Annotated in this window: 23 protein-coding genes; 13 read left to right on the top strand and 10 right to left on the bottom strand. The window is 45.3% G+C overall.

Features of this window, described 5'->3' with window-relative positions; translation table 11 throughout:
- Nucleotides 1-157: 157 nt before the first annotated feature.
- From BUA78_RS11130 to BUA78_RS11115, 4 genes are all read right to left on the bottom strand, one after another.
- Nucleotides 158-1267: an FG-GAP repeat domain-containing protein gene (locus BUA78_RS11130; protein ID WP_072914416.1), complete on the bottom strand. Its 1110-nt coding sequence runs from the start codon at nucleotides 1265-1267 to the stop codon at nucleotides 158-160.
- 105 nt (nucleotides 1268-1372) lie between these two features.
- A complete protein-coding gene (locus BUA78_RS11125) occupies nucleotides 1373-2758 on the bottom strand; it encodes a sensor histidine kinase (RefSeq protein WP_238456799.1) in 1386 nt (461 codons plus the stop codon).
- Nucleotides 2736-3443: a response regulator transcription factor gene (locus tag BUA78_RS11120; protein ID WP_072914412.1), complete on the bottom strand. Its 708-nt coding sequence runs from the start codon at nucleotides 3441-3443 to the stop codon at nucleotides 2736-2738. Before BUA78_RS11120 ends, BUA78_RS11125 begins: the two co-directional genes overlap by 23 nt.
- A gap of 140 nt (nucleotides 3444-3583) precedes the next feature.
- A complete protein-coding gene (locus tag BUA78_RS11115) occupies nucleotides 3584-5332 on the bottom strand; it encodes a YcdB/YcdC domain-containing protein (protein ID WP_072914409.1) in 1749 nt (582 codons plus the stop codon).
- Nucleotides 5333-5459: 127 nt separating this feature from the next.
- Between BUA78_RS11115 and BUA78_RS11110 the strand changes: the two genes are divergently transcribed.
- Nucleotides 5460-6416 (top strand): transporter substrate-binding domain-containing protein, encoded by a 957-nt coding sequence (locus tag BUA78_RS11110; protein ID WP_072914406.1) that lies wholly within the window; start codon nucleotides 5460-5462, stop codon nucleotides 6414-6416.
- Nucleotides 6417-6505: 89 nt separating this feature from the next.
- Here BUA78_RS11110 and BUA78_RS11105 read toward each other — a convergent pair whose 3' ends face one another.
- Together BUA78_RS11105 and BUA78_RS11100 are read right to left on the bottom strand one after the other, a co-directional pair.
- A complete protein-coding gene (locus BUA78_RS11105; protein ID WP_072914403.1) occupies nucleotides 6506-7309 on the bottom strand; it encodes a nitroreductase family protein in 804 nt (267 codons plus the stop codon).
- A gap of 25 nt (nucleotides 7310-7334) precedes the next feature.
- On the bottom strand, nucleotides 7335-7985 hold the full coding sequence (locus tag BUA78_RS11100; protein ID WP_072914402.1) for a flavodoxin family protein: 651 nt from the start codon (nucleotides 7983-7985) through the stop codon (nucleotides 7335-7337).
- 119 nt (nucleotides 7986-8104) lie between these two features.
- On the opposite strand from BUA78_RS11100, the gene BUA78_RS11095 reads away from it, so the two are divergent.
- Together BUA78_RS11095 and BUA78_RS11090 are read left to right on the top strand one after the other, a co-directional pair.
- On the top strand, nucleotides 8105-8443 hold the full coding sequence (locus tag BUA78_RS11095; RefSeq protein ID WP_072914399.1) for a winged helix-turn-helix transcriptional regulator: 339 nt from the start codon (nucleotides 8105-8107) through the stop codon (nucleotides 8441-8443).
- A gap of 113 nt (nucleotides 8444-8556) precedes the next feature.
- Complete coding sequence (locus BUA78_RS11090) at nucleotides 8557-9300, top strand: MBL fold metallo-hydrolase (RefSeq protein ID WP_072914398.1); 744 nt, start codon at nucleotides 8557-8559, stop codon at nucleotides 9298-9300.
- Between the two features lie 157 nt (nucleotides 9301-9457).
- Here the strand turns inward: BUA78_RS11090 and BUA78_RS11085 are convergent, their stop codons facing one another.
- Nucleotides 9458-10864 (bottom strand): alkaline phosphatase, encoded by a 1407-nt coding sequence (locus BUA78_RS11085; RefSeq protein ID WP_072914395.1) that lies wholly within the window; start codon nucleotides 10862-10864, stop codon nucleotides 9458-9460.
- Nucleotides 10865-11156: 292 nt separating this feature from the next.
- Between BUA78_RS11085 and BUA78_RS11080 the strand changes: the two genes are divergently transcribed.
- From BUA78_RS11080 to BUA78_RS11050, 7 genes are all read left to right on the top strand, one after another.
- Nucleotides 11157-12122 carry a Gfo/Idh/MocA family protein gene (locus tag BUA78_RS11080; RefSeq protein WP_072914393.1) on the top strand — a complete coding sequence of 322 codons (966 nt, stop codon included), beginning with the start codon at nucleotides 11157-11159 and terminating at the stop codon, nucleotides 12120-12122.
- Nucleotides 12123-12215: 93 nt separating this feature from the next.
- Nucleotides 12216-13187, top strand: a complete 972-nt coding sequence (locus BUA78_RS11075; RefSeq protein ID WP_072914391.1) for a GNAT family N-acetyltransferase — start codon at nucleotides 12216-12218, stop codon at nucleotides 13185-13187.
- A gap of 12 nt (nucleotides 13188-13199) precedes the next feature.
- A complete protein-coding gene (locus BUA78_RS11070) occupies nucleotides 13200-14162 on the top strand; it encodes a CgeB family protein (RefSeq protein ID WP_072914388.1) in 963 nt (320 codons plus the stop codon).
- An 8-nt stretch (nucleotides 14163-14170) separates the two neighbouring features.
- Nucleotides 14171-15025: a UDP-3-O-acyl-N-acetylglucosamine deacetylase gene (locus BUA78_RS11065; protein ID WP_072914386.1), complete on the top strand. Its 855-nt coding sequence runs from the start codon at nucleotides 14171-14173 to the stop codon at nucleotides 15023-15025.
- Nucleotides 15022-16104: a DegT/DnrJ/EryC1/StrS family aminotransferase gene (locus tag BUA78_RS11060; RefSeq protein WP_072914383.1), complete on the top strand. Its 1083-nt coding sequence runs from the start codon at nucleotides 15022-15024 to the stop codon at nucleotides 16102-16104. The genes BUA78_RS11065 and BUA78_RS11060 overlap by 4 nt, the downstream gene beginning before the upstream one ends.
- Nucleotides 16105-16117: 13 nt before the next feature.
- Nucleotides 16118-16804 (top strand): WbqC family protein, encoded by a 687-nt coding sequence (locus tag BUA78_RS11055; protein ID WP_175549008.1) that lies wholly within the window; start codon nucleotides 16118-16120, stop codon nucleotides 16802-16804.
- Complete coding sequence (locus BUA78_RS11050) at nucleotides 16801-17844, top strand: ATP-grasp domain-containing protein (RefSeq protein ID WP_072914379.1); 1044 nt, start codon at nucleotides 16801-16803, stop codon at nucleotides 17842-17844. Before BUA78_RS11055 ends, BUA78_RS11050 begins: the two co-directional genes overlap by 4 nt.
- Before the next feature lie 119 nt (nucleotides 17845-17963).
- On the opposite strand, the gene BUA78_RS11045 is transcribed toward BUA78_RS11050, so the two are convergent.
- Entirely contained in the window at nucleotides 17964-18449 is a 486-nt protein-coding gene (locus tag BUA78_RS11045) for an N-acetyltransferase (protein WP_084082390.1), read from the bottom strand.
- Nucleotides 18436-19467 (bottom strand): stalk domain-containing protein, encoded by a 1032-nt coding sequence (locus tag BUA78_RS11040; RefSeq protein ID WP_072914377.1) that lies wholly within the window; start codon nucleotides 19465-19467, stop codon nucleotides 18436-18438. The genes BUA78_RS11045 and BUA78_RS11040 overlap by 14 nt, the downstream gene beginning before the upstream one ends.
- 346 nt (nucleotides 19468-19813) lie before the next feature.
- Here BUA78_RS11040 and BUA78_RS19700 point away from each other — a divergent pair, with 346 nt between their 5' ends.
- The 3 genes from BUA78_RS19700 to clpP all read left to right on the top strand — a co-directional run bounded on the left by BUA78_RS19700 (nucleotide 19814) and on the right by clpP (nucleotide 22339).
- Nucleotides 19814-21139 (top strand): hypothetical protein, encoded by a 1326-nt coding sequence (locus tag BUA78_RS19700; protein WP_084082386.1) that lies wholly within the window; start codon nucleotides 19814-19816, stop codon nucleotides 21137-21139.
- A gap of 164 nt (nucleotides 21140-21303) precedes the next feature.
- Nucleotides 21304-21708, top strand: a complete 405-nt coding sequence (locus BUA78_RS11030; RefSeq protein ID WP_072914375.1) for a helix-turn-helix transcriptional regulator — start codon at nucleotides 21304-21306, stop codon at nucleotides 21706-21708.
- Nucleotides 21709-21751: 43 nt separating this feature from the next.
- The gene (gene clpP, locus BUA78_RS11025) at nucleotides 21752-22339 is read left to right on the top strand and encodes an ATP-dependent Clp endopeptidase proteolytic subunit ClpP (RefSeq protein WP_072914373.1); all 588 of its coding nucleotides are present in this window, start codon (nucleotides 21752-21754) and stop codon (nucleotides 22337-22339) included.
- A 6-nt stretch (nucleotides 22340-22345) separates the two neighbouring features.
- Here clpP and rph read toward each other — a convergent pair whose 3' ends face one another.
- Nucleotides 22346-25141, bottom strand: a complete 2796-nt coding sequence (gene rph / locus BUA78_RS11020; RefSeq protein ID WP_238456797.1) for a rifamycin-inactivating phosphotransferase — start codon at nucleotides 25139-25141, stop codon at nucleotides 22346-22348.
- Nucleotides 25142-25194: the final 53 nt, after the last annotated feature.

Genomic DNA, 25194 nt, shown 5'->3' with positions numbered 1-25194 from the left:
GGGGGCTTAGATTTTTAAAAATATTAGTGTTCCTAATTACGAATACTATAATGTGTCGGCTGCCTTTTGTCAATAAAAAGGGAAGAATAACTCCGCAAGATTGCTAAAGTCATTCTTCCCTACACCATTACATATCTGTCGGAAGCTATGCCAACCATTAATTGCCAGGTAAACTTCTCAATTGTGGTTGAGCTGTGTCTTTTACTAAAGTACTTTGGGTAATTTCTTTGGCTTTCTCAGCGGCCTTTTCACTTTTATCATAGTCCTTCATCCCTTGATAACTACGAGCCATTTCCAGGTAAGCTTGGCTCAGATGGGTCCTTTCGAAAGCAATATTGCTTGCCTCCAAGCTGGTAATGCCCTTTTGTAATTCTGTGATGGCCTCTTGATATTTACCCAGCTTATTGAAGGCTGCTCCTTTAACAATATGCCATTGATAATCCTTCGGGTAATCGAGCTTGAGGGCTACTCCAGTCTCAATGGACTTCATGGCCTCTGCTGGTAGGTTGCTTTTTACCTGGGCATCAGCTAGGTAGTACCAGTAAAAAGCAGCATCGGGCATTTCCTTAACTCTGTGGCCGTAATACTCTACCACCCTTTTAAAGTAGTAGGGATAAACGTCCTCGGCAAGGGCCAGGTCGTTATCCTGCCAACGCAGTACTTCAATAACATATGCCTGTCCTGTATCCTTCTGCCAGAGGGCAATTTCCGCTTTTCCATCCGTCCCGTTAGGACCGGGCATATCTTCTATTTCTAGCTTATGATAACCAATGCCTGTTACTCTCTTCAGAGTATTATGATCCCAGGTAAAGATATCCAGCCCGTTGCCCGCTGAAGCACCTACTGTCCAACCCAACAAAAGCTCCGGCTTTTTATCTCCGGTCAGGTCAGTGATACTAAAGCAGTCCAGGCCATAACCTTGCCCATCATAGGTCCAGACCTCTTTATCTTCTTTAAAAACGGACACCTTTAACTGAGCAGGATTAGAGCCAATGCTGTAGGTTACCACAACTTCCTCTTTACCATCACCGTCTACATCTGCCTTTTGGATCGCTTTTGCCCCCGCGGGATAGGCTGGCACCGCTAACTTAGCTCCTGCGGGTAATAGTTTTTGTACATAATTATTTAATTCCAAATCTTTCTCTTCCTGGGCACCGGCCTGCTTGGGTGGTTGAATAACTTCCCCGGGGGATGGGAGCATGGAACAGCCAGACCAGATCAGGGCACCCGCTAAAACAATAGCTGTCAGACCTAATTTTATTTTCATCGTAGTCTCCTCGTGCAACAGTGTGTTGGTTCCGGAACTACCCTTAGTATAAAATAACAGCGGACAAAAAGGGTTAGCAAAGGGTTAAAAATAGTTACAGAAAGGTTACAGGGGAAGCATCACTTCTGCTCTGGTACCCTGTCCCCCTTCACTGGCAAGTGTAAGTTCACCACCGTGCAGTTTAATGATCTCATCACAAATGGCTAAACCCAACCCACTGCCGGAGTGAGCACTGGCCTTATAAAATCTCTCTTTGACTCTGGGTAAGTGATTGGCGGCTATCCCCGCCCCGGTGTCGCTAACCCTGATAATCAAGGCCTGATTGTTTGACAACGCAGTGATGCTGATACTTCCTCCGGTTGGGGTAAATTTAAAGGCATTATCTAACAAGTTAATCAGCACTTGTTTTAGCCGATTGGCATCCGCCTGTATTGCCGGTATCTCCTCCTGAATATCTACCACTAGATGTATGCCCTGACGCAAGGCCCTGGGTGTAACCATTTTCGCTAGGGAACTGAGTAGCTCTCCTGCATTCACCAAATCCCTGGCTAAAGTTATCTTCCCGGCCGCTAGCTTGGAAAAATCCAAAAGTTCTTCAACCAGGGAAGTTAACCTGTCACTTTCCTTTTCAATGATGGTCAGTCCCGCCAACATTTCCGCTTTGTTTTCCAAACTGCCCCTCAGTGTAACAGCCCATCCCTTGATAGCAGTCAGGGGTGTCCGCAGTTCATGGGAGATTGACGCAATAAATTGGTTTTTTAGGTGGTCCTGCCTAGCGATCTCTCCGGCCATATAATTTAAAGTATCCGCTAGCTTACCAATTTCATCATCATAATCCTTGGCTGCCCGTTCATTAAACCTGCCTTTGGCCATCTGCAGTGCTACCCCGGTTATGCGCTCAACCGGTCTCGTAATGGTGGAGGATAGATACATACTGACACCTGCTCCTAGCAGCAATACCGCCAGGCCAATGGTCACCAGCAGTAAGGCCACTCTTTGGATAACTTCATTGACCCCAGTTAAGGAAGTTAGTAACCTAACCGCCCCTACCACTTGTTCCCCTGCTTTCAGCGGTTGCGTAACGGCTAATATTGGTTCATTGGTTGGGGATAAGACACCCTGCCAGTCCCCTGGTTCACCGGCTAAGGCCCTTTGTACGTCTGGCAGGTTCACTTGCTCTCCCCGGTCTAGCCCCGGTGACGCTACTAATAAAACACCTTGCTGATCAACGATCTGGACTTGGGCCGTGGTTACCTGGGAAAAACTATCATAAAGGAAGGGTGCTTCCCTGACCAAATCAGAACCTGCTAAATACAAATTATAAAAGTTAGCGGTAACCTCCGCCTGTTGCCGCATAATTTCTTTGACATTGTCTACATAGTACTGTCTAATACCAATCAACAATAATGCTTCTAAAATAAATACGGTTAAGAAAATTACCAGTAAGTAGCTGGTAACCAGTCTTTTTCTAATGCCCTGCAAACGATTCACCCTCCCGCCAGCGGTAGCCATAGCCCCAGACAGTCTCTAGATAGTACGGCTCGGAAGGGTTGTCCTCAATTTTTTCTCTAAGCCTTCTGATATGGACATCAACCGTCTTGGTGTCACCCACATAGTCTTCTCCCCAGACAAGATCTAAAATAGTATCTCGGCTTAAAGCCTGGTTATTCTTTTCTAAAAACATTTTCAACAGCGAAAATTCCCTGGGTGTCAGGTCAATTGGTTGGTCATTTTTAAACAGTCTCTGGGACCTCATTTCTAAGCGAAAGGGTGCCCGGATGATTTCGCTCTTCTCCTCCTGGTGACCAATCTGCACTCGTCTCAGTATGGAACGAATTCTCGCCACTAATTCCAGGGGATTAAAGGGTTTCACCAGGTAATCGTCCGCGCCTAACTCCAAGCCCATCACTTTGTCCATATCCTGCCCCCTGGCTGTTAACATGATAATTGCTACCGTCGGCCATTCCTCCCGCAACCGCTGGCAAACGGTAAAGCCGTCTATACCCGGCAGCATAATGTCTAAAACAACCACCTGGGGCCGGAAGGACCTTACTTTTTCCAGTGCCTCTTCACCGCTGTAGGCTTCTGCCACCTCAAAATTATTGCGTTTAAGATTAATAATAATGAATTGCCGGATAGACGCCTCATCCTCAACAATCAACACTCGTTCCTGCATCTGTAACCACTCCCTATTTAGAAAAAAGAAAAAATGCATCGTTACATGCATTTTCTCTTATCTTACCGCCTATGACAACTGTCGTTTTATGGCAGGCAGGTAGCTTCACTACCGTTACTTGGGACTGTTGGCTTTAGCGCTTACGGATTCTGTGTGCTACCGTTCTGGATCATGACTGTTTTGCCTGTGAATGCATCAATATAGCCCCAACCTATGTCGGCGTTCAACATATACACTAATTCGGGTTTTGCCGCTCTCTGCCCAAACCATTCAGGCCAGCGATATATCAGCTGCAGGGGATGGTTTTTTAGATACTCTGCCCTGGCAACTTCAGCAGCAACAACCCCCTGGCTATCCGGCAGCGTAACAGCTGTATCCAAACCACCTTTGGCATACTCCGTCACCTCACCGGTTATGTTATTCACTGAAACGGCATAAGCCCCGTCACTCACCGGAATCCCTTGGTGCAGGGGATAAAATACAAAACTCGTAGTGGGTTGCGGTAATTTTTCTTTTTTCAATTGCTGCTTGTCCACCCAGTCAGGCACTGCAGAAAAATTAAAGGTTACTAACTCCATTTCCGCTGCACCGGCTGGCAAATAATTTTCTACCAACTGCACCGCCTTTTGCCGCAGCAGTTCTGGAGAAACCCTTGCTTCTTCATCCACCGTTACATCCTCTTGCACGCTAAAGCGCAAAATTTCACCGGTAGCCGCAACCGTGTGGAGTTGTACATACTTACGGTTCATGCCAACCTCTGCGTCACCAGCGGTCCGCCACAGATAGTGTTTATATTTCTTATCCCCCTGGAGTACGTCCTCCCGCTCAAATAGCTGCTCAAACTCCAGCTTACTCATATCTACGTTAAATTCTTCCGTCAATATTTTAGCCGCTTCTTCCGAGGTTTGGGCAAATAACGGCTTGCCTGCGCCGGTCAGCTTCACCCGCTCTCCTTGACTGCTTAGATAATCCTCACCCCATGCAGGTTTGCCGGTAAAGGCATCAATGGCACTCTCAAACTCCGGTATATACATAAGAACCGGGCGGGTCTCCCGCGGTTTATTCGACCATCCTGGTGCGTATTGCAAAGGTTGGTGCTGTACGTAGCGCAGCTTCATTTGGATTAATTGATTCATGATAGCCGCTGCCACTGGCTGGCTGATGGCTTTGGCCGGGTCTGGAAAGCTGCTGACATCTCGCAGAGCGGATTGGTGCCGATAAAAACCGGTTATCCGTCCGGCAGCATCCACATCTACCTGCAGTTCATTGTACAGCACGGGAATTCCATTAATCACCGGATCAAAGCTTACCGATGCTGTACTCCAATGCAGTTCATTCCCCTCACTGTCACTGCTACTGGATCCTCCGTAGCCTAAAGATGGGTTCAACCGGTACAGGTCTGCCTTGTCCCCCATCAGCTGCTTGATAAATTGAGCTGCCTGCTGTTTGGCTAGTTCCGCCGGGGGCAGTTCTTCTGTGGCCCACTGGGGATGGGAGATACGCAGTATCTCAAGCTCGCCGGTATTGGCAGCCACAATTAACTGTGCATTGGCTGCCCAAACAGGTGAGCTGCCCTGGGGCGGTGTTTGATAAAATTGAAAGTCCCAGGTACCCTCAATGCTAGATTCTCCTGCCGTCTGCAGGGTTAGTTTTTTCAGTTCCGGCAGTATTTGATAATATTTTTCCAGTATTCTTTGCTGGGCATCTGTTACGACAGGCCTCGAGGAGGAAACGGTTATTTGAGTCGGCTCGGCTTGGTGCTCCGCCGGCTGGATGGTTACCTGCACGTCTCCCAACACCACCTCTGGCATGCCTTCACTGGCCGCTGCCGGAGAGATCATTAGAAGACCTAGGGCCAGTGCAAGCCCGGCTATTCGATGCTTTTTCAATTTTCTTCCCTCCCGTTTTTCCTACCATTATATCCCACTGAGTAAGAAACCTCTATAAATTTTAAAGGGTTCTTCCCTTTGTCGTCTAAATAATGTTACTAACAACAAATCTTGGAGGTGATGTTTCTTGAAGAAACGTCTATTGCTACTTCTCTTGAGCCTGTTTATGGCAACGTTCTTCCTTAGTTCTACCGTTCTGGCAGCGGAACAACCGATCACCGTGCAGCCCCTGCCCCTAAAGTTTTTTGTTGACGGCATTGAGCAAACTCCCGCCCAGGGCCAGCCATCCTTTGTCTATCAAGGTACCACCTATGTTCCCCTGCGTTTTGTGGCTGAATCACTGGGCCAGCCGGTAACATGGGAGGAGAGCACTTTACGTATCTGGATTGGTGAAGCACCCGCTTCCAGCAAACCTAAAATTGTGGTTGGCTGCGATCCTACCTTTCCACCCTTTGAGTCTTTAGAACCTGACAACATATTTTCCGGGTTTGATATCGACATCATGCAGGCCATTGCCAGGACCACGGGCCTGGAGGTGGAATTTAAAAGCGTTTCCTTTGATCAACTTTTCCCCTCTTTGATGGCGAATCAAGTAGATGCAGTCATTTCCGGCATTACCGTTACCAATGAGCGGCAAAAGAGATTTTTATTTTCCCAACCCTACTTTACTTTCGGTCTTGTCATTGCTGTAAAATCCAATAACAACAGTATTAACAAATTCTCTGATCTGGCAGGCAAAAACGTTGCCGTACAGGCAGGTACCTATGCCCAAATGTTTGTAGAACAGCAGTCTTCCGCTAAACTTTCTTCCTTTGATACGATTGAACAGACCCTAACAGAATTGAAAAATGGACAGGTAGATGCTGTTATCTGCGATTTTCCCTCGGCAGTCGCCTATCTTCGTGCCAACAATCAGGATGTTAAGCTGCTTGCTGAAAGGATTTCCCCAGAGGAGATGGGTATTGCCGTAGCCCAAAACAACCCTGAACTACTGGGTAAGATTAATAGCGGCTTGCAAAAGATAATAGCAAGCGGAGAGTATGCAGAGATTTGTCAAAAGTGGTTTGGTGATTTGCCAAAATAGGAACCAGTTGACAAAAAGGGGGGTGCAAGAAAGTAGTTTTGCACCCCCCTTCTCTTTGACTGAAGGAGACGATTCTTCTAAATTTATCTTTACTTCCAGGTTACCTGTAAGGGATTCCGATCAACCAACCGGTGATAGTGGTAGGCAGGGCAACCAACCATGATCGCACCCGTCACCGTTAGGTCCTCCTCAATGCCCAGCAACTTATAGATTTCGGGATAACCGGAGGCGGCACATATTTCAAAATAACCTGCCCAACAGGAACCTAACCCCAGCGTCGGAGCGTATAACTCTGCGTAAGCCAGAGAATATCTTGTGTTGTCATGCCCCCAGCGAAAGTTCTTCGGGGCCGTTGCAATGATCAGGGCCGGGGCACCCCGTAAAATTATATCCCGCCCGGTTTTACGGTAACTTTGTACAACACCTTCATAATACCTTGCCCAGGCTAGCCCCGTTGTAAGCTGCTCTTCCATCCAGCGTACCGTTAATTCGGTTAACTGCTTCAGCAATGCTTGCTCGGTGACAACGATATAAGATAAGCCTTGGGAATTGCCACCCGAGGGTGCAAATCTAGCCACATCCAGCAATTGCAGCATCTTCTCTTTAGGCACTGCTTCATTTTTATAGTTCCTGATAGAACGACGGGCCCTTAAAAAATGGGCTGCCGTCTGTGGATCTAAAACAGGATAATTTTCCCGGGACACTTGTTTACTCAGAGGTACCTTTTCATGGTCCAAGCACTCCTGGGGACAAACCGCCACGCAATGCCCACATTTAATACAAGCCGTAGGATAAAGTAACCTTGGGCCATCCTGCCCCATCTCGATGATGCGGGCGGGACATGTTTCAGCACATATCCCGCACTTGATGCAGTCTTGATTTACCATCAGCATGATAAAAAACCTCCTATCAAATACCTTATTGACTTGTCGCTGCCAACCTTGCGCCTAAGGCAAAGGCCTTCTGACAATCGTTGGGGAAAATTTCTTCCCGTCTTTTTGCTTTCTGTTCGGGATCAAAAAGGTCTGATACTACCTTGGCATAATCCTTAAACTGATACGTATCAAAGCTATATAGTTTTTCTACCTCACCAAACAACATCCTAAGTCCCTGTTCATTACGACTAAGGAGCTGATCATAGCCGCTCTCAATCATCTTCTCCTCGGGAATATTCATGGTGTAAATAAACCCAACCTTTATCCTTTTGGGAAAAAGTGATTGTGGCGGGTTGGTATAGGACAAATAGGGAAACATTAAACGTTCCATAAAAGATCTCATTTCCCCGGAGACACTGCTAAAATAGATGGGAGAGCCTAGAATAATGGCATCGGCCTCCTCAATCTGCTCGAAAATCGGTGCCAGATCATCCTTTACCGCACACCTGCCATAACTTTTACCTCCCTTGGTTTTACAGGCAAAACAACTGATACACCCTTTAAAAGCAAGATCATAAAGATGAATGAGTTCTGTTTCTGCCCCTTGGGAGGCCGCTCCTGCCAGCGCTTTATTTAACAGGGTCGCTGTATTCCATTGTTTCCTGGGACTTCCATTCAATCCGAGTACCTTCATCAAGTATCCCCCCTATATTTATAGATTGTTTCAATTATGTTAGAATCAAGTTTAATATCATTTCTTTCATAACGGAAGTAGTTACCTTTATTGTAGTTACTATAACAGAGGTGAGTTTTGTGAACAATCAAGATGAACAAAGGCTTGAGGAATGTTATTGCCCGGCCCAAAAGGCCCTTTCTATTCTGGGTGGTAAGTGGACTCTCTCCATTATCCGGGAACTTTCCTCGGGAACCAAAAGATTTGGTCAACTGCAAAAATCACTAAAAGGGATCAGCCCCAAAACTCTTTCCGCACGCTTGCAAGAACTTGAGAAGCAAGCTATTGTTACCAAGGAAATCTACCTGGAGGTTCCTCCCCGTGTAGAATACTCTCTAACAACCAAAGGTGAAAGCTTAAAAAAGATTCTCCTGGACTTAGTTAAATGGGGCACTGAAAATCTCCGGAGTGAGGATTGATTTTTACCATTTCATGTCTAATAACCCGTTGTTATTTGACGTATATTGGGTAACATATCCCTAATAAACCCCTGTTTGAAAAGTTCTATACTACTCGGAGGGAATGAGCAGAATTGAAAATAGCTGCCGGTGTAGAAATGCTTGAAATAACGGCCAATATCATGGGAAAACAGAGCATCATTTCCCCCACACTACTTTGGGATAATGATACAGTTATTCTGGTCGATGCTGGGTATCCCGGGCAATTACAACAATTTCGTGAGGCCATTGAGCAGGTAGGCCTACCCTTTGATAAACTAACAATGATAATTCTGACCCATCATGACATTGACCATATTGGAAGCCTGGTAAGTATTAATCAAGCACTGCCTCAGGGTGTCAGGGTGCTTGCCCATGAGGAAGAAAAACCTTATATTCAAGGCGAGAAATGTCCTGTTAAACTTGCTCAGTTAGGAGCTAAGCTAGATTCCTTAACCCCAGAGATGAAAGTGGTTTATGAAAATCTCAAGGCTGGTTTTGAAAAATGCAAAGCTCCTGTAGACCAAACAGTAACGGATGGTGAGGTCTTGCCCTATTGCGGCGGTATCACGGTTATTGACACCCCGGGTCACACGCCGGGGCACATTTGCCTATATCTTAAAGAGAGTAAGGTACTCCTAGCCGGTGACGCTCTGGGTGTAGAAAATGGCCAGCTGGTGGCTTCTCCAAAGTTCATTAACTTTGATAATGCTTTATCTATCAAATCTTTGGCCAAACTCACTCACTACGATATCGAAACAGTCATTTGCTACCATGGCGGCTTATATACAGACAAAGTAGGTCAACGCATCAAAGAGTTAGCAAAGGAACCTTATTAAGTTCTCCAAAAGTTAACCCTTCAGAATGAACGCTACCAATCCTTCTTCATTAAGTATTTTCCTTTTCCTTACAAAAATCAAATCCTATCGATAGCAAAAAACCCTGGTTCGTAATTAACCCAGGGTTAGTTCTTTTGTCCAGAGAGGTCCTGCTACATTATGTAAGCTCTAGGTTTAGTAAAGCAGCCATCGTCTTAGCAATTTCGGTATTATCCTTAAAGCCACCAAATTTTTCTGCTCCTACGCCGATGGCACTGATAGGAACGCAGGCACCCGTATGATTCTGGGTTGTCCAGGCAATACCGGCTCTATTGGATAACACATTCTTTATGGCAACATATATTTTTTCTTGATCGCCATTGTTTTCTACCACATCCATGGCCCTTTCAATGATTGCCCTTTCATCATCCAGCAAATTGCCTAAGCCTGTCTCTTTGGTAAGGTAGTCAAAGTAGGCCGCTCTATCATGACTATAACGTTTTAACTTGTGCTTGGGAACGTGATTGTCTAATAAGTTTTTCATTTTTAAAAAATCTTTCGTGCCATACCCCAACGTCATGCCACCTGATTCATGGTCTGCTAAAACCAATATTAATGTTTCCTTAGGGTGTTTTTTGTAAAATTCATAAGCCTTGGCAATCGCTTGATCAAAGGCCAAAACTTCCTCGCAACTTCTCAACGCATCGTTAAGATGACCAGCCTGATCTATCCTACCACCCTCCACCATCATAAAAAAACCTTGGGGGTATTGGGATAAAACCTCAATTCCTTTCTCGGTAATTTCCGCTAGGCTCGGTATGAGACGCTTATCATTGATCCGGTCAAATTCGTAAGGTAGATGAGACGGAGTAAAGCAGGCCATTACCTTTTGCAGTCCTTTAGGATGGAACTTTCTGAAATTCCCTGTTTCTTTTTCGGTAATAAATACATTGTATTTTTTTCGATGAAATATTTCCAATAGGTTCCTGTCATCATTTCTATTTGATTCCAGGCGGTAGTTTTTCGGCACAAAATACCCATACCCACCGCCCGCCAAGAAATCCACCCCGCTATTTGCTAGATCCATGGCAATCTCATGCTCATTGTGTCTGCTCGTATTGTGTGAGACAAAGGCTGCCGGGGTGGCATGGGTAAGTCTGGTCGTAGTCACAATCCCAGTGGCCAATCCCTTTTCTGCCGCCGCCTCAACTAAGGTTTTCACAGCTTTCCCGTCAGGCAGTTTAGCAAGCATACCATTTAGGGTTTTATGACCGGTAGCCAACGCGGTGCCTGCTGCTGCTGAGTCGGTTATCAGTGTTTCATTAGCCGAATGCGTTGTCATTAAACCCGCCACGGGGAACGTGTTCATCAGTAACTTTGACGTAGGGTTATCTTCCTTAGCCTGTTTAAAATACTCCGCTGCTTGCCTTTGAGAAACGCCCATACCATCACCGATAAAATAAAAGACGTATTTGGGGGTATTGCTTGCTTCTACCGTTTGGGAAATCGATACCAGCAAAAAAGCAAAAAGAGCTGTTAGTACAATGGTGATTTTTAATAATCGAGAATACCTTTGACAATTCATTACCAAACCTCCTGAACCCAGAGACGGTATGTAGCAATGCTTTTATATGATTTCCGATCCTATCTAAATAAATCTCTGTAAAATTCTCCATTCATTAAATATTTACAAAAACCCGCCTTCCCCGACCTAAGTATACTAAAAAATGCGAATGTCATTTTCTCCCCATCGCTAACCATTCTATTGCGAAATGATCTACTTCAGAAAACCCCTAATGACATTCACGTTCCATCTATCCACAGAATAGTATACCGATATATTGAAAAACTTCTTTTTTATTCCAGGGGGGGTGAAGATGGCTAAACTTGGGTTGCTCGGCTGTGGGGCTTGGGGATTTAATTATATCCATACTTTGTACTCAATACCAGAAGTTACCATTCAGTCCATCTGCGACATAAACGAAGATTCCCTCAGAAAGGTAAAGAAAATTTATCCAAACCTAAACATAACTACCAATTACCGGGAATTATTAAATGATGACTCTTTGGATGGCGTTATTATTGCTACGCCACCGCATAGTCACTATTCCATGGCATCTGATTTTTTATCGCAAAATAAGGCTGTGCTGGTGGAAAAACCCTTTACTCTCTCCTACCATGACGCGGTTACTTTAATCAAGCTGGCCCAAAAGAAGAATACCGTTTTAATGGCGGGCCATTTATTGGAGTACCATCCGGTAGTTCCAAAATTAGAACGCCTTATGACTCAGGAACACATGGGTCAATTGCGCTATATGTTCCTGGAGCGCACAGACCTCGGGAAAATTCGCGATGATGTTAGCGTGCTTTGGGATCTTGCTGTGCATGATCTTTCTATGGTTAGGTACCTACTGAATAAAAACCCACTATGGGTAGCCGCCCAGGGCGAAAGATATTGTCCACATAATCATTATGACCTGGTTGTTATCACTCTGGGATTTCCGGATAACGTATTCGTGCAAATCCAGGCTAACTGGGTTTGTCCTATCAAACGGCGACAGGTAGTCATTTCCGGGGAAAATATGACCTTGGTTTTTGATGATATCAAAGCTGATTATAAATTACAGCTAATCTCCCATAACGGTGAAATTACGCTGCCCAAGTGCGAAAAAACTCTGCCTCTCACCAACCAGTGCTTACATTTTGTTGAATGTATAAAAACAAAATCATCTCCCAGGACCGGATCTGAAGATATTCTTTGGGTACTTAAGGTGATGGATCTGGTTGAACAATCGCTTGTAAACAACGGCACAAGACTTACTTGGCATGACGAAAAAGTATAGACTTTCCGACATGCACAAGGGCAAACTTGGCTTCCGCCGGCGTCTAAAGACTGGGCGCAAGCCAAGTTTTTCTAAGGATTGAAGGTGGTATTGATGTTACTTACCAAAATTTACGATCCGTCGTGCGAAAAAGAATGGGATGATTTTGTTGCCAACTCCCGCAACGGTACCTTTATGCAGCAACGGACTTTTCTCAACTATCACCCCCCGGACCGGTTTGTGGATAGCTCCTTACTGATTTATAACGCTGCTGGGAAGTTAATTGCCGTAATCCCGGCAGCTCAAAAAACGGTAGACCAGAAAAAAGTTTTCTCCTCCTATCCCGGTGCGTCACACGGGGGCATCATTGTTGGTCCCAAATTTACGACGGCTGAAGCGTTAGAACTAATCCCTCTCGTAATACAACACTGTCGATCTAGTAACCACCACGCGATGGAAATTAAACTGGTTCCCCGTATCTATCATCACTGGCCCAGTGACGAAATAGACTTTGCCCTGCGCTATCACGGCTTTTCTCTTGGCACCTCCGAACTGGCCACGGCGTTGCCTTTACAGGAAATTGCCAGCGCTTCAGAAAACCTGGTTCAGAGTTCACAAAGGAATATTCGTAAAGCCCAGAGACTGGGAGTTACTGTAGAAGAAAGTAAGGATTATGCTACCTTCTGGAGCATTCTCTCCCACAACCTTCGACAACGGCATCACTCCCAGCCCACCCATACACTAAAGGAAATAATTGATTTAACAAATCGATACCCTGAATCCATCAAGCTCTTTGCTTCCTTTCGGGAAGCAGAAATGGTTAGCGGAGTGGTGGTTTTCCTACTAAACCAGCGTGTTATAAACTGCTTCTACATTGCCAGTAACAATCAATACCAACAACTGCGTTCTCTTGAATTAGTATTTTATAGTCTAATTCATTGGGGGATTCAGCAAGGCTATGCTTATTTGGACTGGGGTATCTCCACGGAAAATAAAGGACGTAAGATTAATCACGGGCTTTTTAAATTTAAGGAAAAATTTGGTGGGCGAGGCGTTTTACGTGAAACGTATTGCCTTGATCTATAACGGGGTGATTTAGTGAAAATCCTTTTTATTGAAATTGACCCTCAGTATTTACTCGGATTGCCACCGGCTTTTGAAGAGCACGGATGTGAAGTAAAAATACTACAGGACATCATAGAAGAGGAATTAGAACAACTTTTTAGTAAGGACCGACCAGATCTTGTTTTCACTGTCGGCTGGACTAAAATCCACACCCATGCCAAGCTAGAAATATTAGGCCGCATGGTTGAGAAGTATCAATTAAAACATGCCTACTGGGCAACGGAAGACTCTCGCTGGACTGAGGAATGGTCCTTACCCTACATTAAAGCCACCAAGCCAGCCTATATCTTCACCCTTGACCGGGAAACGCTAGCCTTATACAGTCGTCTTGGTTTAAAAGCCCACTATTTGCCCTGGGCCTGCAATCCAGGGTTTCATCGTCCTGCGGAGCCAAAGGAAGAGTATCAATGCGATATTGCCCTGGTGGCCACCGGCGGCGTTACCTGGAACTCTTTCCGCAGAAACAGTGCCCAAATATTGTTAAAACCCTTGGTGGAACGGGGTTACGATGTAGCCATTTGGGGCAAACGCTGGGATACCCTGGACCCGGATATTGTCGGCTTTAGCGTGGACTCTCGACATCTACGGGGGAAATTATCCTACCTGGAAACAAATCATGTTTACAGTTCCGCCAAAATCATGCTCGGTTTTCAAAATATTACTACCGAGCTAACCTCTCGCACCTATGAGATTATGGGTGCCCGAGGATTCCTCCTAACCCCGGCAACCTTTGCTGTTTTAGAAAAATTTAAGCCCGGTAAACATTTCGTCATCTCCCAGTCGGAGGAGGATACCTTACGCCTGGTGGATCATTACCTACATCATGCTGCAGAGAGACAAAAAATTGCTTTAAACGGTCAGCAGGAAGTCTATTCTTACCCACACACTTATCAAAATCGGGCGGCTCAAATTCTTCAATTTACAGGTCTCTGGTAGGGTTAACCATGCAAAAAACAATCAAACAGCCAGGCTCTTGTTCCGGTATTAGCATTACCGGCCAAACTTCCTCGACCGTAAAATTCCACCCCGCACCACCTGACAGCGGGATTGTTTTTGTCAGAGAAGATTTACCCGGTCAGCCGGAAATTCCCTGCCGGCCCGAATATGTGCGGGTGGACTCTCGCTGGACCTCCTTGGTTCTCCGGGATATTCGCATAGAGCATACCGAGCATTTATTGGCTGCCATTGCCGGGCTGGGTTTGGATAATTTAAGAATAGGTTTAAACAACCCGTCCATTCCGGTGGTAAGTAGTTTCAGCAGCCACGATTTTGTTCGTGCTCTCTTAAAAGCAGAGCCTATTTTTCAGGCTGCGCCCAAAAAATACATTAGGGTGCAGGAGCCGCTATTGGTAGCAAACTCATTTTATCATCAGGAAAAACGGTATGATCGTTTCTTATTGGCATTACCCGCGCCACAACTTAGCATTACCTATCTACTGGATTATCCCAATAAAGAAATTCCTACCCAGGTAGCTCATTATACGCTGAATCAACCAAGTGATTTTGCTGCTGAACTGGCACCGGCCAGATCATACATTATTCAAAGCGAGTTTGAAAGGGTGGCCGGATTAATTGGTGAGAACATGCAGGACTGCCTAATTTTTCCCCCTGGGCCTAATCATGTACCGTTACAGTGGGCCAACGAACCTGCCAGGCACAAAGCCCTAGACCTGTTGGGAGACATTTTTTCCATGGGTCAGGCAGTACAGGGCCATTTTATTGGAATCAGAACAGGCCACAAGGATAATTTCGAAATGTGCCAAAAAATGAAACCCCTGTTAAGGAGGAACTGTTCATGATTCCCCATGCGAAACCCTTGTTGGGCAAAGAGGAAGAAGATCGAGTATTAGAAGTTTTACGTAGTGGTATGCTTGCAGCGGGCAGTTATGTCCAGGAATTTGAAGAGCAATTTAAGAGCTATCACGATTGCCGCTATGCCATCGCTACCTCTTCGGGTACAACGGCACTACACGTCAGCTTGGCAGCACTGGGAATTGGTGCCGGGGATAAGGTTATCACCACCCCTTTTTCTTTTATCGCCACCGCTAATGCCATTTTATTCACCGGGGCTACTCCGGTTTTTGTCGATATTGACCCGGTTAGCTATAATCTTTCACCCACTCAGCTGCATTCTGCTCTGCAAGATAACCCGGAAGTGAAAGCCATCCTGGTCGTTCACCTTTTTGGTCTGCCGGCCGATATGGATGAAATACTGGAACTGGCAGCAAAGTACCAGGTCCCAGTGCTGGAGGATTGCGCCCAGGCACACGGAGCTACGTACCGGGGCCGCAAAGTAGGTACCTTTGGCAAAGCTGCCGCCTTTAGTTTTTATCCCACCAAAAATATAACCTCCGGCGAAGGGGGCATGGTATTAACCAATGACCCGGCCGTCGAAGAAAAGGTGAGATTACTGGTTAATCATGGGCAACGGCAGCGTTACCACCATGATCTGGTAGGATATAATTTCCGCATGACCAATATCCATGCTGCCATTGGATTAGAACAACTAAAAAAACTAGATCTCTATAACCAACGGAGAATCGACAACGCAAAATTCTACAACAACAATATTGTTAACTCCCAGGTTGAAAAACCGGCGTGCCTGCCCGACAAAGAACATGTTTATCATCAATATACCTTAAAAGTAAAGGATCGGGATGCTTTTGCTGCTTACCTAGCCAACAACCACATCGGTTACGGCATTCACTACCCGTTAATCATTCCGGCTCAACCAGCCTACAGAAATATACCCGGCTGCTTAGGTACGTGGCAGGTAGCAGCAGACCTGGCAAACACCTGTATTTCCATACCGGTTCACCCGGCCCTTGCCCCAAATGACTTAACAACAATTGTCGAAGTCATTAATACCTTCCGTTAAGGATGTGATGCCGGTGATTATTAGCGGTCATCAGCCAAACTACCTACCCTGGCTGGGATATTTCCATAAAATGATGTCCTGTGACCTCTTTGTTATTCTGGACGACGTGCTTCTTTCAAGAGCGGAAATTACCAAAAAAAATAAAATTAAAGGCCCAGAAGGGGCCCGCTTACTAAGTGTACCCCTAAAAAGAAAAAGGGCGTTTATTAAAGATACCACCATCTATAATGAGATTTCATGGTGCTTTAACCACTGGGGTTCCCTGGAAACCTGTTACGCCCGCTCCCCCTACTGGAAGCAATATAAAGAGTTGTTTTATCCCATTTATCATAACCGGGAAGAAAACCTAGCAAACCTTAATCTGCGGTTAATTGAAGTGATTCGGTCCATCCTTGGCATTACTACACCACTGGTGCGATCATCGGAACACCCTGAAATTCAAGGCAGCAAAGGAGATCTGGTTATTAGCCTATGCCAACACTTTCAAGCGGATATCTACTTATCCGGCAACGGAGCCCGCGCTTATAACAATGAGCAAGCATTTGAGAGAAGCGGTATCCGACTAGTCTATCAGGACTTTCAACATCCGGTATACCCGCAATTATGGGGGGATTTTCTGCCTAATTTGTCGGCGGTAGATTTGATTTTTAATTGTGGCCCAAACAGTAGGGATTATCTCACAAAGCAGGTGATCTTGTGACAAAAATCAATGTATTAATCTCCGGCTCAGGCTCTCTGTACGGAGTTGCCATCCTTCAAGCTTTATTGAAGTCAGAACTGGCACTTACGCTGGTGGCCTGTGATATGAGCCCCCGTACCCTGGGCCTCTACCTGGCTCACCAAGCCTATCTCGTACCACCTGTTCACCAGCAGGAACAGTACTTGAAAGAATTACTCACTATTATTGAGAAGGAAAGTATCCAGGCTATTTTTGTAGCTTCCTCCAAGGAGCTTGATTTTTATAGCCAACATAAAGCAGCTATTGAAAAGAAAACCGGTGCCAAAGTATTTACCAACGATCCAGAGACATTAAAACTATGCAGTGATAAATGGCTTACCGTAAACTTTTTGCAAGATCATGGCTTTCACTATCCTCGTACCCTGCGCTATCCGGAAGATCAGGAGCAAATCGATACTTTTGTTAAGGAAGTGAAATTCCCCCTTATCATCAAGCCAAGACGAGGTGCCGGGTCAGAGGGTTTGCACACCGTTAACAACTATAAAAGCCTTTACTCCTTGCTCGAGGGTCAAAAAGACATTATTCTGCAGCAATATTTACCCGATGACTACGGGGAATTTACCACCGGTATTTGCGCAGGAGCCAACGGAGAGGTTCTTTCAGGGGTCACTTTAAAGAGGTTCTTACAGGACGGTATGACCATTGCAGCAGATGCAGAGGATTTTACCGAAATTACAGATTACTGCAAACAGGTAGCCCAGGTTTTAAAACCTTATGGCCCGTGCAACTTTCAATCGCGCCTGCTAGAGGGTAAGCCCTATATTTTTGAAATAAACCCTCGCTTCAGTAGCTCCACGGGTATGCGTGCTCTGGTAGGCATTAATGAAGCAGAAATTTTACTAAGGGCAGAAATTTTGGGCGAAAAAATCTATCAAAATAAAATACCAAAATGCAGTGTAATCAGGCAATATACAGATTATCTGGTACCCACCGAGAAAATTATTTTGCTAGAAAAAGAAAAACAACTTGGCATTACCGAGACAACTAAGGAAAAACCTTAGATCCTTTTGCCAGATCTTCTGGCTAAATAAGTCACTGTCAGATTTGTTTCTTTACCGATAGAGGAGATAAAGCCCCTTCTAAGATATTCTCAGAAGGGGCTTTATCACGTAATCTTCGTTTATTTTTCAAAACTCATACGATATTCTACGTGATTGGTTTCTTTGTCTAATTGCTCCTGTTTCAAAACAAACTCGTTTTTTTGATAAAAACTAACTGCCTGTTCATTATCTTTGTAAACAGCCAGCGTTAAACAATCATAGATTCCCTTGACATGATCAAGCAATTTTCTGCCAATCCCTTTTCCCTGACAATTTACAGCAACAAACAAAGCTCCTATAAATTGCCCGTCTACTATACTAATAAATCCTTTTATTTCATTGCTCTCTAAATAGAGGTACGTTTTAGACATTGGAATATAGTTTTCTTTCACAACAGTATAGTTTTGCAGCCAGTATTCCTTTGCAATAAAACTATGGGCCTGGATTGTTGACTCTTTCCAGATTTCCATAACCCTATTGATTTCTTGTTCATTTGTAGTTAATTCTCTGATTATGATAGCTTCCTCCAAATTAACCGGATAGACGCAACATCTAGAGTAGCCCATAACCACTAGACTGGAGCATCTCTGTAATAAACCATCCCTCTTTACCATCCATAGTAAGTTTCCTGACAACAAACTTTTCTGTTGCTGTTGTATGAGGGGGAACCGAAGTCTCTTCGGGAAAGGTAACGGTATATTCCACGGCTGTATCGCTAAGTTTCTTCTCTTCTTTTACTGTCATCGACCCAACCCAAGGGCTTGAATAACCGGTTGTCCAGCCTGCTTCATGAACACGCTTAGCCGCTTGCCGACGGAGCTCTGGTGATAAAACCGCATATTGAAGAGCACCATTGCGGATTTGCTCACCCCGACCCCACAATTGCATGGCTTCTTGGGGTGTAGTCGGCATCAGGGCATCCTCTATGATTGCAAGATGCTGTTCAACTTCTTTTAGATCAGGACCCTGAATGGACAGCTGATTCGTAGCTTGACTATAATTCACATTGGCCAGAAACAGGTACACCAACCAATCCATCGGAACATAAAAATGGCCATTATAATTTTCAAAGCTATAAAGCATCGAATCACGCGGATATGGTTGTTTCTCATTAATGACTATCACACGGATTTGTGGGGCTGGAGGGGGAAGTTCGAGACTTGGCAAACGCCTCTCATATTTCTCTTTCCAAGAGTCTAACACCAGAACCAACTTTCTATCTCTATCACTACTATGAGGTAAAGACACTTTCTCTATCCTGTCCGCTACTTCTCCGATGTCTTCGGGTAGGTGCTCTAAGGCCAAAGCATAATAATCGAGCTTACTTATCTGATATAAATCTTCATTGGTTTTAATGACAATATCACGTGCCTCAGGATCCCACTGAATAGAATAGGCACCCAGCTGCTCGGCGGCCCATCGAAGGGGCAGCATCACTTGTCCTTCGGTAACATGGGTGCCTGGAGGAACCGCTACCGCAGACCCATTTATCTGAATCGTCAATGGTTGGGCAGCTACGGCTGGCGGGCTGCCTACTATGATGGCAAATAAAAAACAAGATAAAGCAAGTAGCGTATTTTTCACATAAATCCCCCTTAATTTGTGCATTTATCGGTTTCACCTTATTCGTAATACCTGATCGGTATTCAATGGCAGGACTCCAGCCAAATTCATTAGCGTAAGACTTCTTACTAGAAACAAATATTCTTTGTAATAGGCAGAATCCCTCTATCTGTACGATCAACACTCACACTATATCCTGCGACATGGTCCTTTTTCTGGTGGAGCCAAATCTAGTTGGCATGTATGTCTTATACCCTAAAAGTGTAAAAAAATTATTTTTTGAGCGCAAACGAATTGTCAATTACTCCCGTCTTACATAATAGAGAGTTTAAAATTAAGAAGTACTCTGAAAGGAGAGTTTATTAAAATGAAAAGACAAATTAGAAAAAATGTACATAAAAGAATGTGTGCCCTCATCTTGACAGTGGCTACCATGTTTGGCGGTTTCAGTACTGCTCCAGCCCTGGCAGCCAGCAATCTCCCGGTTCAGACCGAAGGCGTAATTGCGAAACAACCCCTAGCGCAGGTACCGGCAATCGCTATCTGCCCCCCGGCCATAGCGTTAGCCAACGACCCCTTGATAAGCTTAGGCAGGAACTACCAGGAATTATTAGATTTACAGCCCAACGGCCAATTGGCCTATGGCACCAATAATCAAGGTAAAAAGTTGTCCCACGTTACCTTTATAGAAAAATGGTTTGACCTGGAAAACCCTGTGGTAGCAGAGTACTTTATTTCTGCGGACAAAGAACAAAAAATTCAGCAAATAACTGTTAAATTCCCTAAGGGATCCGATCGCACTGCCTTGATTAAACAACTATCGAATACCTTAGGAGAACCGGAGCAGGGAGAGAGCGAGTCCGGAAGTCCCTCCGAATATTTTGCCCATTGGCTTAAGGGCGGCGTGACCTATGACCTGCAGGATTTTGGCGACTCCCTGGAAGTATATTTACTCCCGGCCTTTCTACAAGAGGCTGCCCAGTACCAATTGCCGGACAACACCTATATTTTGCAGCAGGGATTGGCCGATGTAACCGGTGACGGAAACAAGAAACGTGTATCCCTGCTGGGCAAACGCTTTGATGGAAACGGTCTTTATATGCAAAATTTGTATCTACTAGTTGAAGACCCTTCCCAAACAGAGGGTCAAGGAATTTTAGTAAAACTGCCGGAGGAATCGGACGGGGGCTATGGGGCAGAAATGCAACTTCATGATTTTAACGGGGATAAAATCCCGGATATATTCATAACCGCCAATACCGGCGGCAGCGGCGGGGTTTATTATCATCACATTGTAACAGTAAAGGATCGGCAAGCAAAATTACTGTATCATCCCGCTGAAGAAACTCAATTGAATATTACCGGTTCCTTTCAGGATAACTATCGGGCTACGGTAACTATCAAGGAGACTAAAAAAGCCTACACTATTGATCTAAAAGACCGTCAAAGTGCGTATGATGAGGGCGAAATTTATAAAAATGGTAAACTGGTAACGCCAGTTGAAACATGGCATACCAGCTATAATTTATTGACACCTGTGGATGTTAATAATGACGGTGTGTATGAATTAAAGGGGCTGCAAACGATTAAAGGCACTTGTAATGCCGACTCGATTGCCACAGCTACTTCACTCTGGAAGTTTACCGGTAATCAATGGCAGTTACTTGAGGCAGATGTCAAATGCCTTGAATAAGACCGACTAGTGAATAAAGGGACTCCCGACCATCAAAGGTGGGAGTCCCTTGCTGTTCCCAGATTCATTGACACAACCACCCGCAGATGTTAGCAAGGAATGTCAGGTTATTTGGTTGAATTTTTTATATAATATATCTCAAATAGGTATTGAGGAGGATTTATATGGACCATAAACTCCAAATCCAAAATTCAATTGACTATATTGAGAAGCATTTATGTGAGAGTATTACATTAAATGAAATTGCCAAACAATCTCATTTCTCCGAATTTCATTTTCAAAGACTTTTCCGCAAAGCTGTCGGGGTATCAGTAATGGAGTATGTTCGAAAAATGAGATTGTCGGAAGCTGCAAAAGAACTGGCAGAAACGGATGAGAAAATTACCAATATAGCTTTTAAATACCAATTTAGCTCAGAAGAGTCCTTTTCCAGGGCCTTTAAACGATTATATGGTTCAAGTCCAAGAGATTATAGGTATACCCTTGGCAGATATGCCGACCGCAGAAAAACCAATGCCGCTAAAAAGGGCTCAAATTCAATCACTACTACCTTGTGCCGGGCAGCTTAAAACATGTTTTAAAAAAATACGGTAGCTATAAAGGAGTGATCATATGAGTTTGGTGCCAATTGTAATCGAACAGACAAACCGCGGAGAGCGTTCCTACGATATTTATTCAAGGTTATTGAATGACAGGATTATTGTTTTGAGCGATGCCATTACTGATACAACAGCCAGCCTGATTATTGGCCAACTGCTTTTTCTGGAAGCATCCGACCCGGATAAAGATATTCATTTTTACATTAACAGTCCCGGCGGATCTGTTACTGCGGGTTTTGCCATCTATGATACAATCCAGCATATCAAACCCGATGTATCAACCATTTGTATTGGCAGAGCAGCCAGCGCAGGATCTTTTCTATTGACGGCCGGTGCAAAGGGCAAAAGATTTGCTCTACCCAACAGTGAGGTATTGATTCATCAACCTTGGATGGAAGGCGGCATTAAAGGCCAGGCTACCGATATAAAAATTCATGCTGACTGGATGCAGAAAACCAAGGCCAAGCTAAACAGGTTATACAGTGAACATACCGGGCAGCCGCTGGAAAAAATTGAGCGAGACATGGAACGAGACTATTATATGACAGCGGAAGAGGCCAAGGACTATGGACTCATTGATGCTATCATGCTAAAAAAGTGACTCTTTTTAAGGTTTTGTTAAGGTTTCATTCTCCAAAATCTCGATGAACCCCTGGCTACCATCCACACGTATCTTCTGTCCATCCTGAATCTTGCGGGTGGCCTGATCGACCCCTACCACTGCAGGAATGCCGTATTCCCTGGCCACCACCGCACCATGTGTCATCAGACCGCCAACCTCCGTTACCAGACCAGCTGCCAGTGGAAATAACGGCGTCCAGGCCGGATCAGTGTACGGTGCCACCAGAATATCTCCCTTATCCAATTTCGCCTCTTCCAGCTTCAGAATCACCCGGGCATAACCTTCGACCGTTCCGGCTGACACCGGACTCCCGGCCAAGGCCCCTGGCGGCACCTGAGCTCCCGGTTTGGCGGAAATAATTTCTCCCTCGCTGGTAATAGCCCGGGGAGGAGCCAGCTTGGCCTCCTGTTGGAACTTTTCTTTTCGCCTGGCAATAATTTTTTGATCGACTTGTTGGGTTTCTATGATCTTTTTAATCTCCTGTAGCGAAAACCAAAAAACATCTTCCGGATCCTCCAGGATGCCGGCCGTGACTAATTTAGCAGCTTCCTGCATAATGGCCTGCTTAATCAGATCCAAATTCTGCACAATAAAATATTTGGGGTGTTCCCTAATCCCGATCAAGGTCCGATGAACCTTTAGCAGACGTTGCATGCGTTTTGCCTTAAGGTTCCCCCGGGGCGTCTGCCGTAGGCGATTCAATAGCCTATCGGCAGCCAGTTCAGCTTCTTCTTTACCCGCCAGGAAATCACGGCGGTGCTGCCCCGGCCTAACACTTTTACTATGGCTGAGCAGGACAGGAACCAACTGGGTCGGCACCTCACGCCACCGGGGCCGGGTCACGTCGATTTCCCCGGTGCCTCGCATACCATATTGTTCGAAATAATGTAAGAAAACTGGCAGAACATCTTCCCCGCCGGGAACAGCCCTTAGGCCATCAAAGAAAGTGGCATTGTCTGCCTGCTTCAGGTATTCGATCACCGCCGGATGATTTCTTAGGGCATCGGCCACATCCCCCAGCGCCAACCCCATTTCCGTGGTCACATTTCCTGACGGAGATTTACTAATGCTATCTAGCTCTGCCGCATCCCCCAACCATTTTTCAGACAAGTTCTCAATCAGCTTATACGTAATAATGGCGGCTCCCATCGAAGGTGCCACCTGCAAAAAAGCTGTTGGCAGTAAGGTAGCCAGAATTTCCTGGATCTGCTCAATTCGCTCTGGACCAGATACTTTTTGCAGTTTTCTTTTATTTTCTTTTACTTGATGGTGGATAAACAAATTCATTTCATCAATCGCCCAGCTATTATCACGATATAAGATATTTCTGAGGAGAGCAAAGACTGTTGGCAAAGCCTTTTTGACAAAAGCGAGCTCCAGCCTTTTGTTTTCGGTCTGCAGCGCAGACCGAACCTCCTCTCTCCCGATGAAGTCCTGCACAGCCCGGCCAATCATTTCATCAATATTCAACAGTAATTCGGGCAGTCTTTTTCTTATCTGTGGATATTCAAGAAATTGAGTGACATCTACATATAATCTTCCCCCGGCTTCCAGCAGAAGATCACTCTCATCCTGCGGCAACTTCTTGCCAATGGGAGCCAGTGTTCTTAATGCCGATATTCCCAGGGGCTTCATGGCTTCAGTCATCATTTGCTGGTGACCAAAGGATATAAAAAGATGCAGTTTAGCATCGGCTACTTGGGGAATGGGATAGAGCGTCGTAATCGGCCGACTCTGCAAAATAAATATTTCATTGTTAGCAAGACACCATTCGATATCCTGTGGATTTCCGAAATGTCCTTCAATGCTTCCCCCCATTCCGGCCAGTCTGATCGCAGTCTCATCCGACAAAGCCTGGGCTGTCTGCCTCTCTTCGCTAAGCACCACTGTGACTGTGCCACCCTCGGACTTAGCATAAATGGCCTGTTCCTTCTTAGCGATTTGCTTTTTAATAAGTTTATTGGCCCTTACCTGGTATAAGTCGGCAGAGACAATCCCTGATACCAATGCCTCTCCCAGGCCAAAACTGGCATCAATGGATACGATCTTGCGGTTGCCGGTTACCGGCTCGGCCGTAAACATGATTCCCGATACTTCGGGAAAGACCATCCGCTGTACAACGACAGCCAGCAATACGTGCTTATGTTCAAACCCATTCTTTTGACGATAGGCGATGGCCCGGTCGGTAAACAAAGATGCCCAGCATTTTCGGACACTGTCCAGGATTTGCTTCTCACCCTCGATATTCAAGAAGGTATCCTGCTGCCCTGCAAATGACGCTCCCGGCAGATCCTCCGCCGTTGCACTGGAGCGAATGGCATAGGCATAGTCACTTCCCGTCTGCCGCCAGGCCTGGATAATTGCCTGTTGGATCTGGTCGGGCATGTCCAGGGATTCGAGGTGCCTCCGTAGGCGTTGTCCTGCTTCCTTGAGCTCCGGCAGTGCTTCAGCGTTGATTAATTCCAGGGAATTCAGAAACCCGGCAAACTCCCCACTTGTATTCACAAAGTCCCTATAAGCACTTGTCGTAACACAAAAACCTGCCGGCACAGCACTCCCGAAAACATGGTACAATTCGCCCAAATTTGCCCCTTTGCCTCCCACACTGGCTAGGCTGGATTTATCAATGTCAGAGAAGTAACGTACATACTGATTCATACGGATCGCCCCTTTGATGTAAGCGAAGATAGTCAGGTACATTCTTCCCCGAAAGAAACCTCCTATACCAGTAACAATACCCAGAACATCCTTACCAACCAGCAGATGACGATCGTACTTCACTCATTGCGGCTGCCAAGTGCTATCCATTTTCCTGGCTCTTCTTACTTTATAAT

The organism is Desulforamulus aeronauticus DSM 10349 (genome assembly GCF_900142375.1).
GTDB lineage: Bacteria > Bacillota > Desulfotomaculia > Desulfotomaculales > Desulfotomaculaceae > Desulfotomaculum > Desulfotomaculum aeronauticum.
The sequence above is the reverse complement of the archived record's forward strand: the minus strand, read 5'-3'. Positions and strand labels throughout refer to the sequence as shown.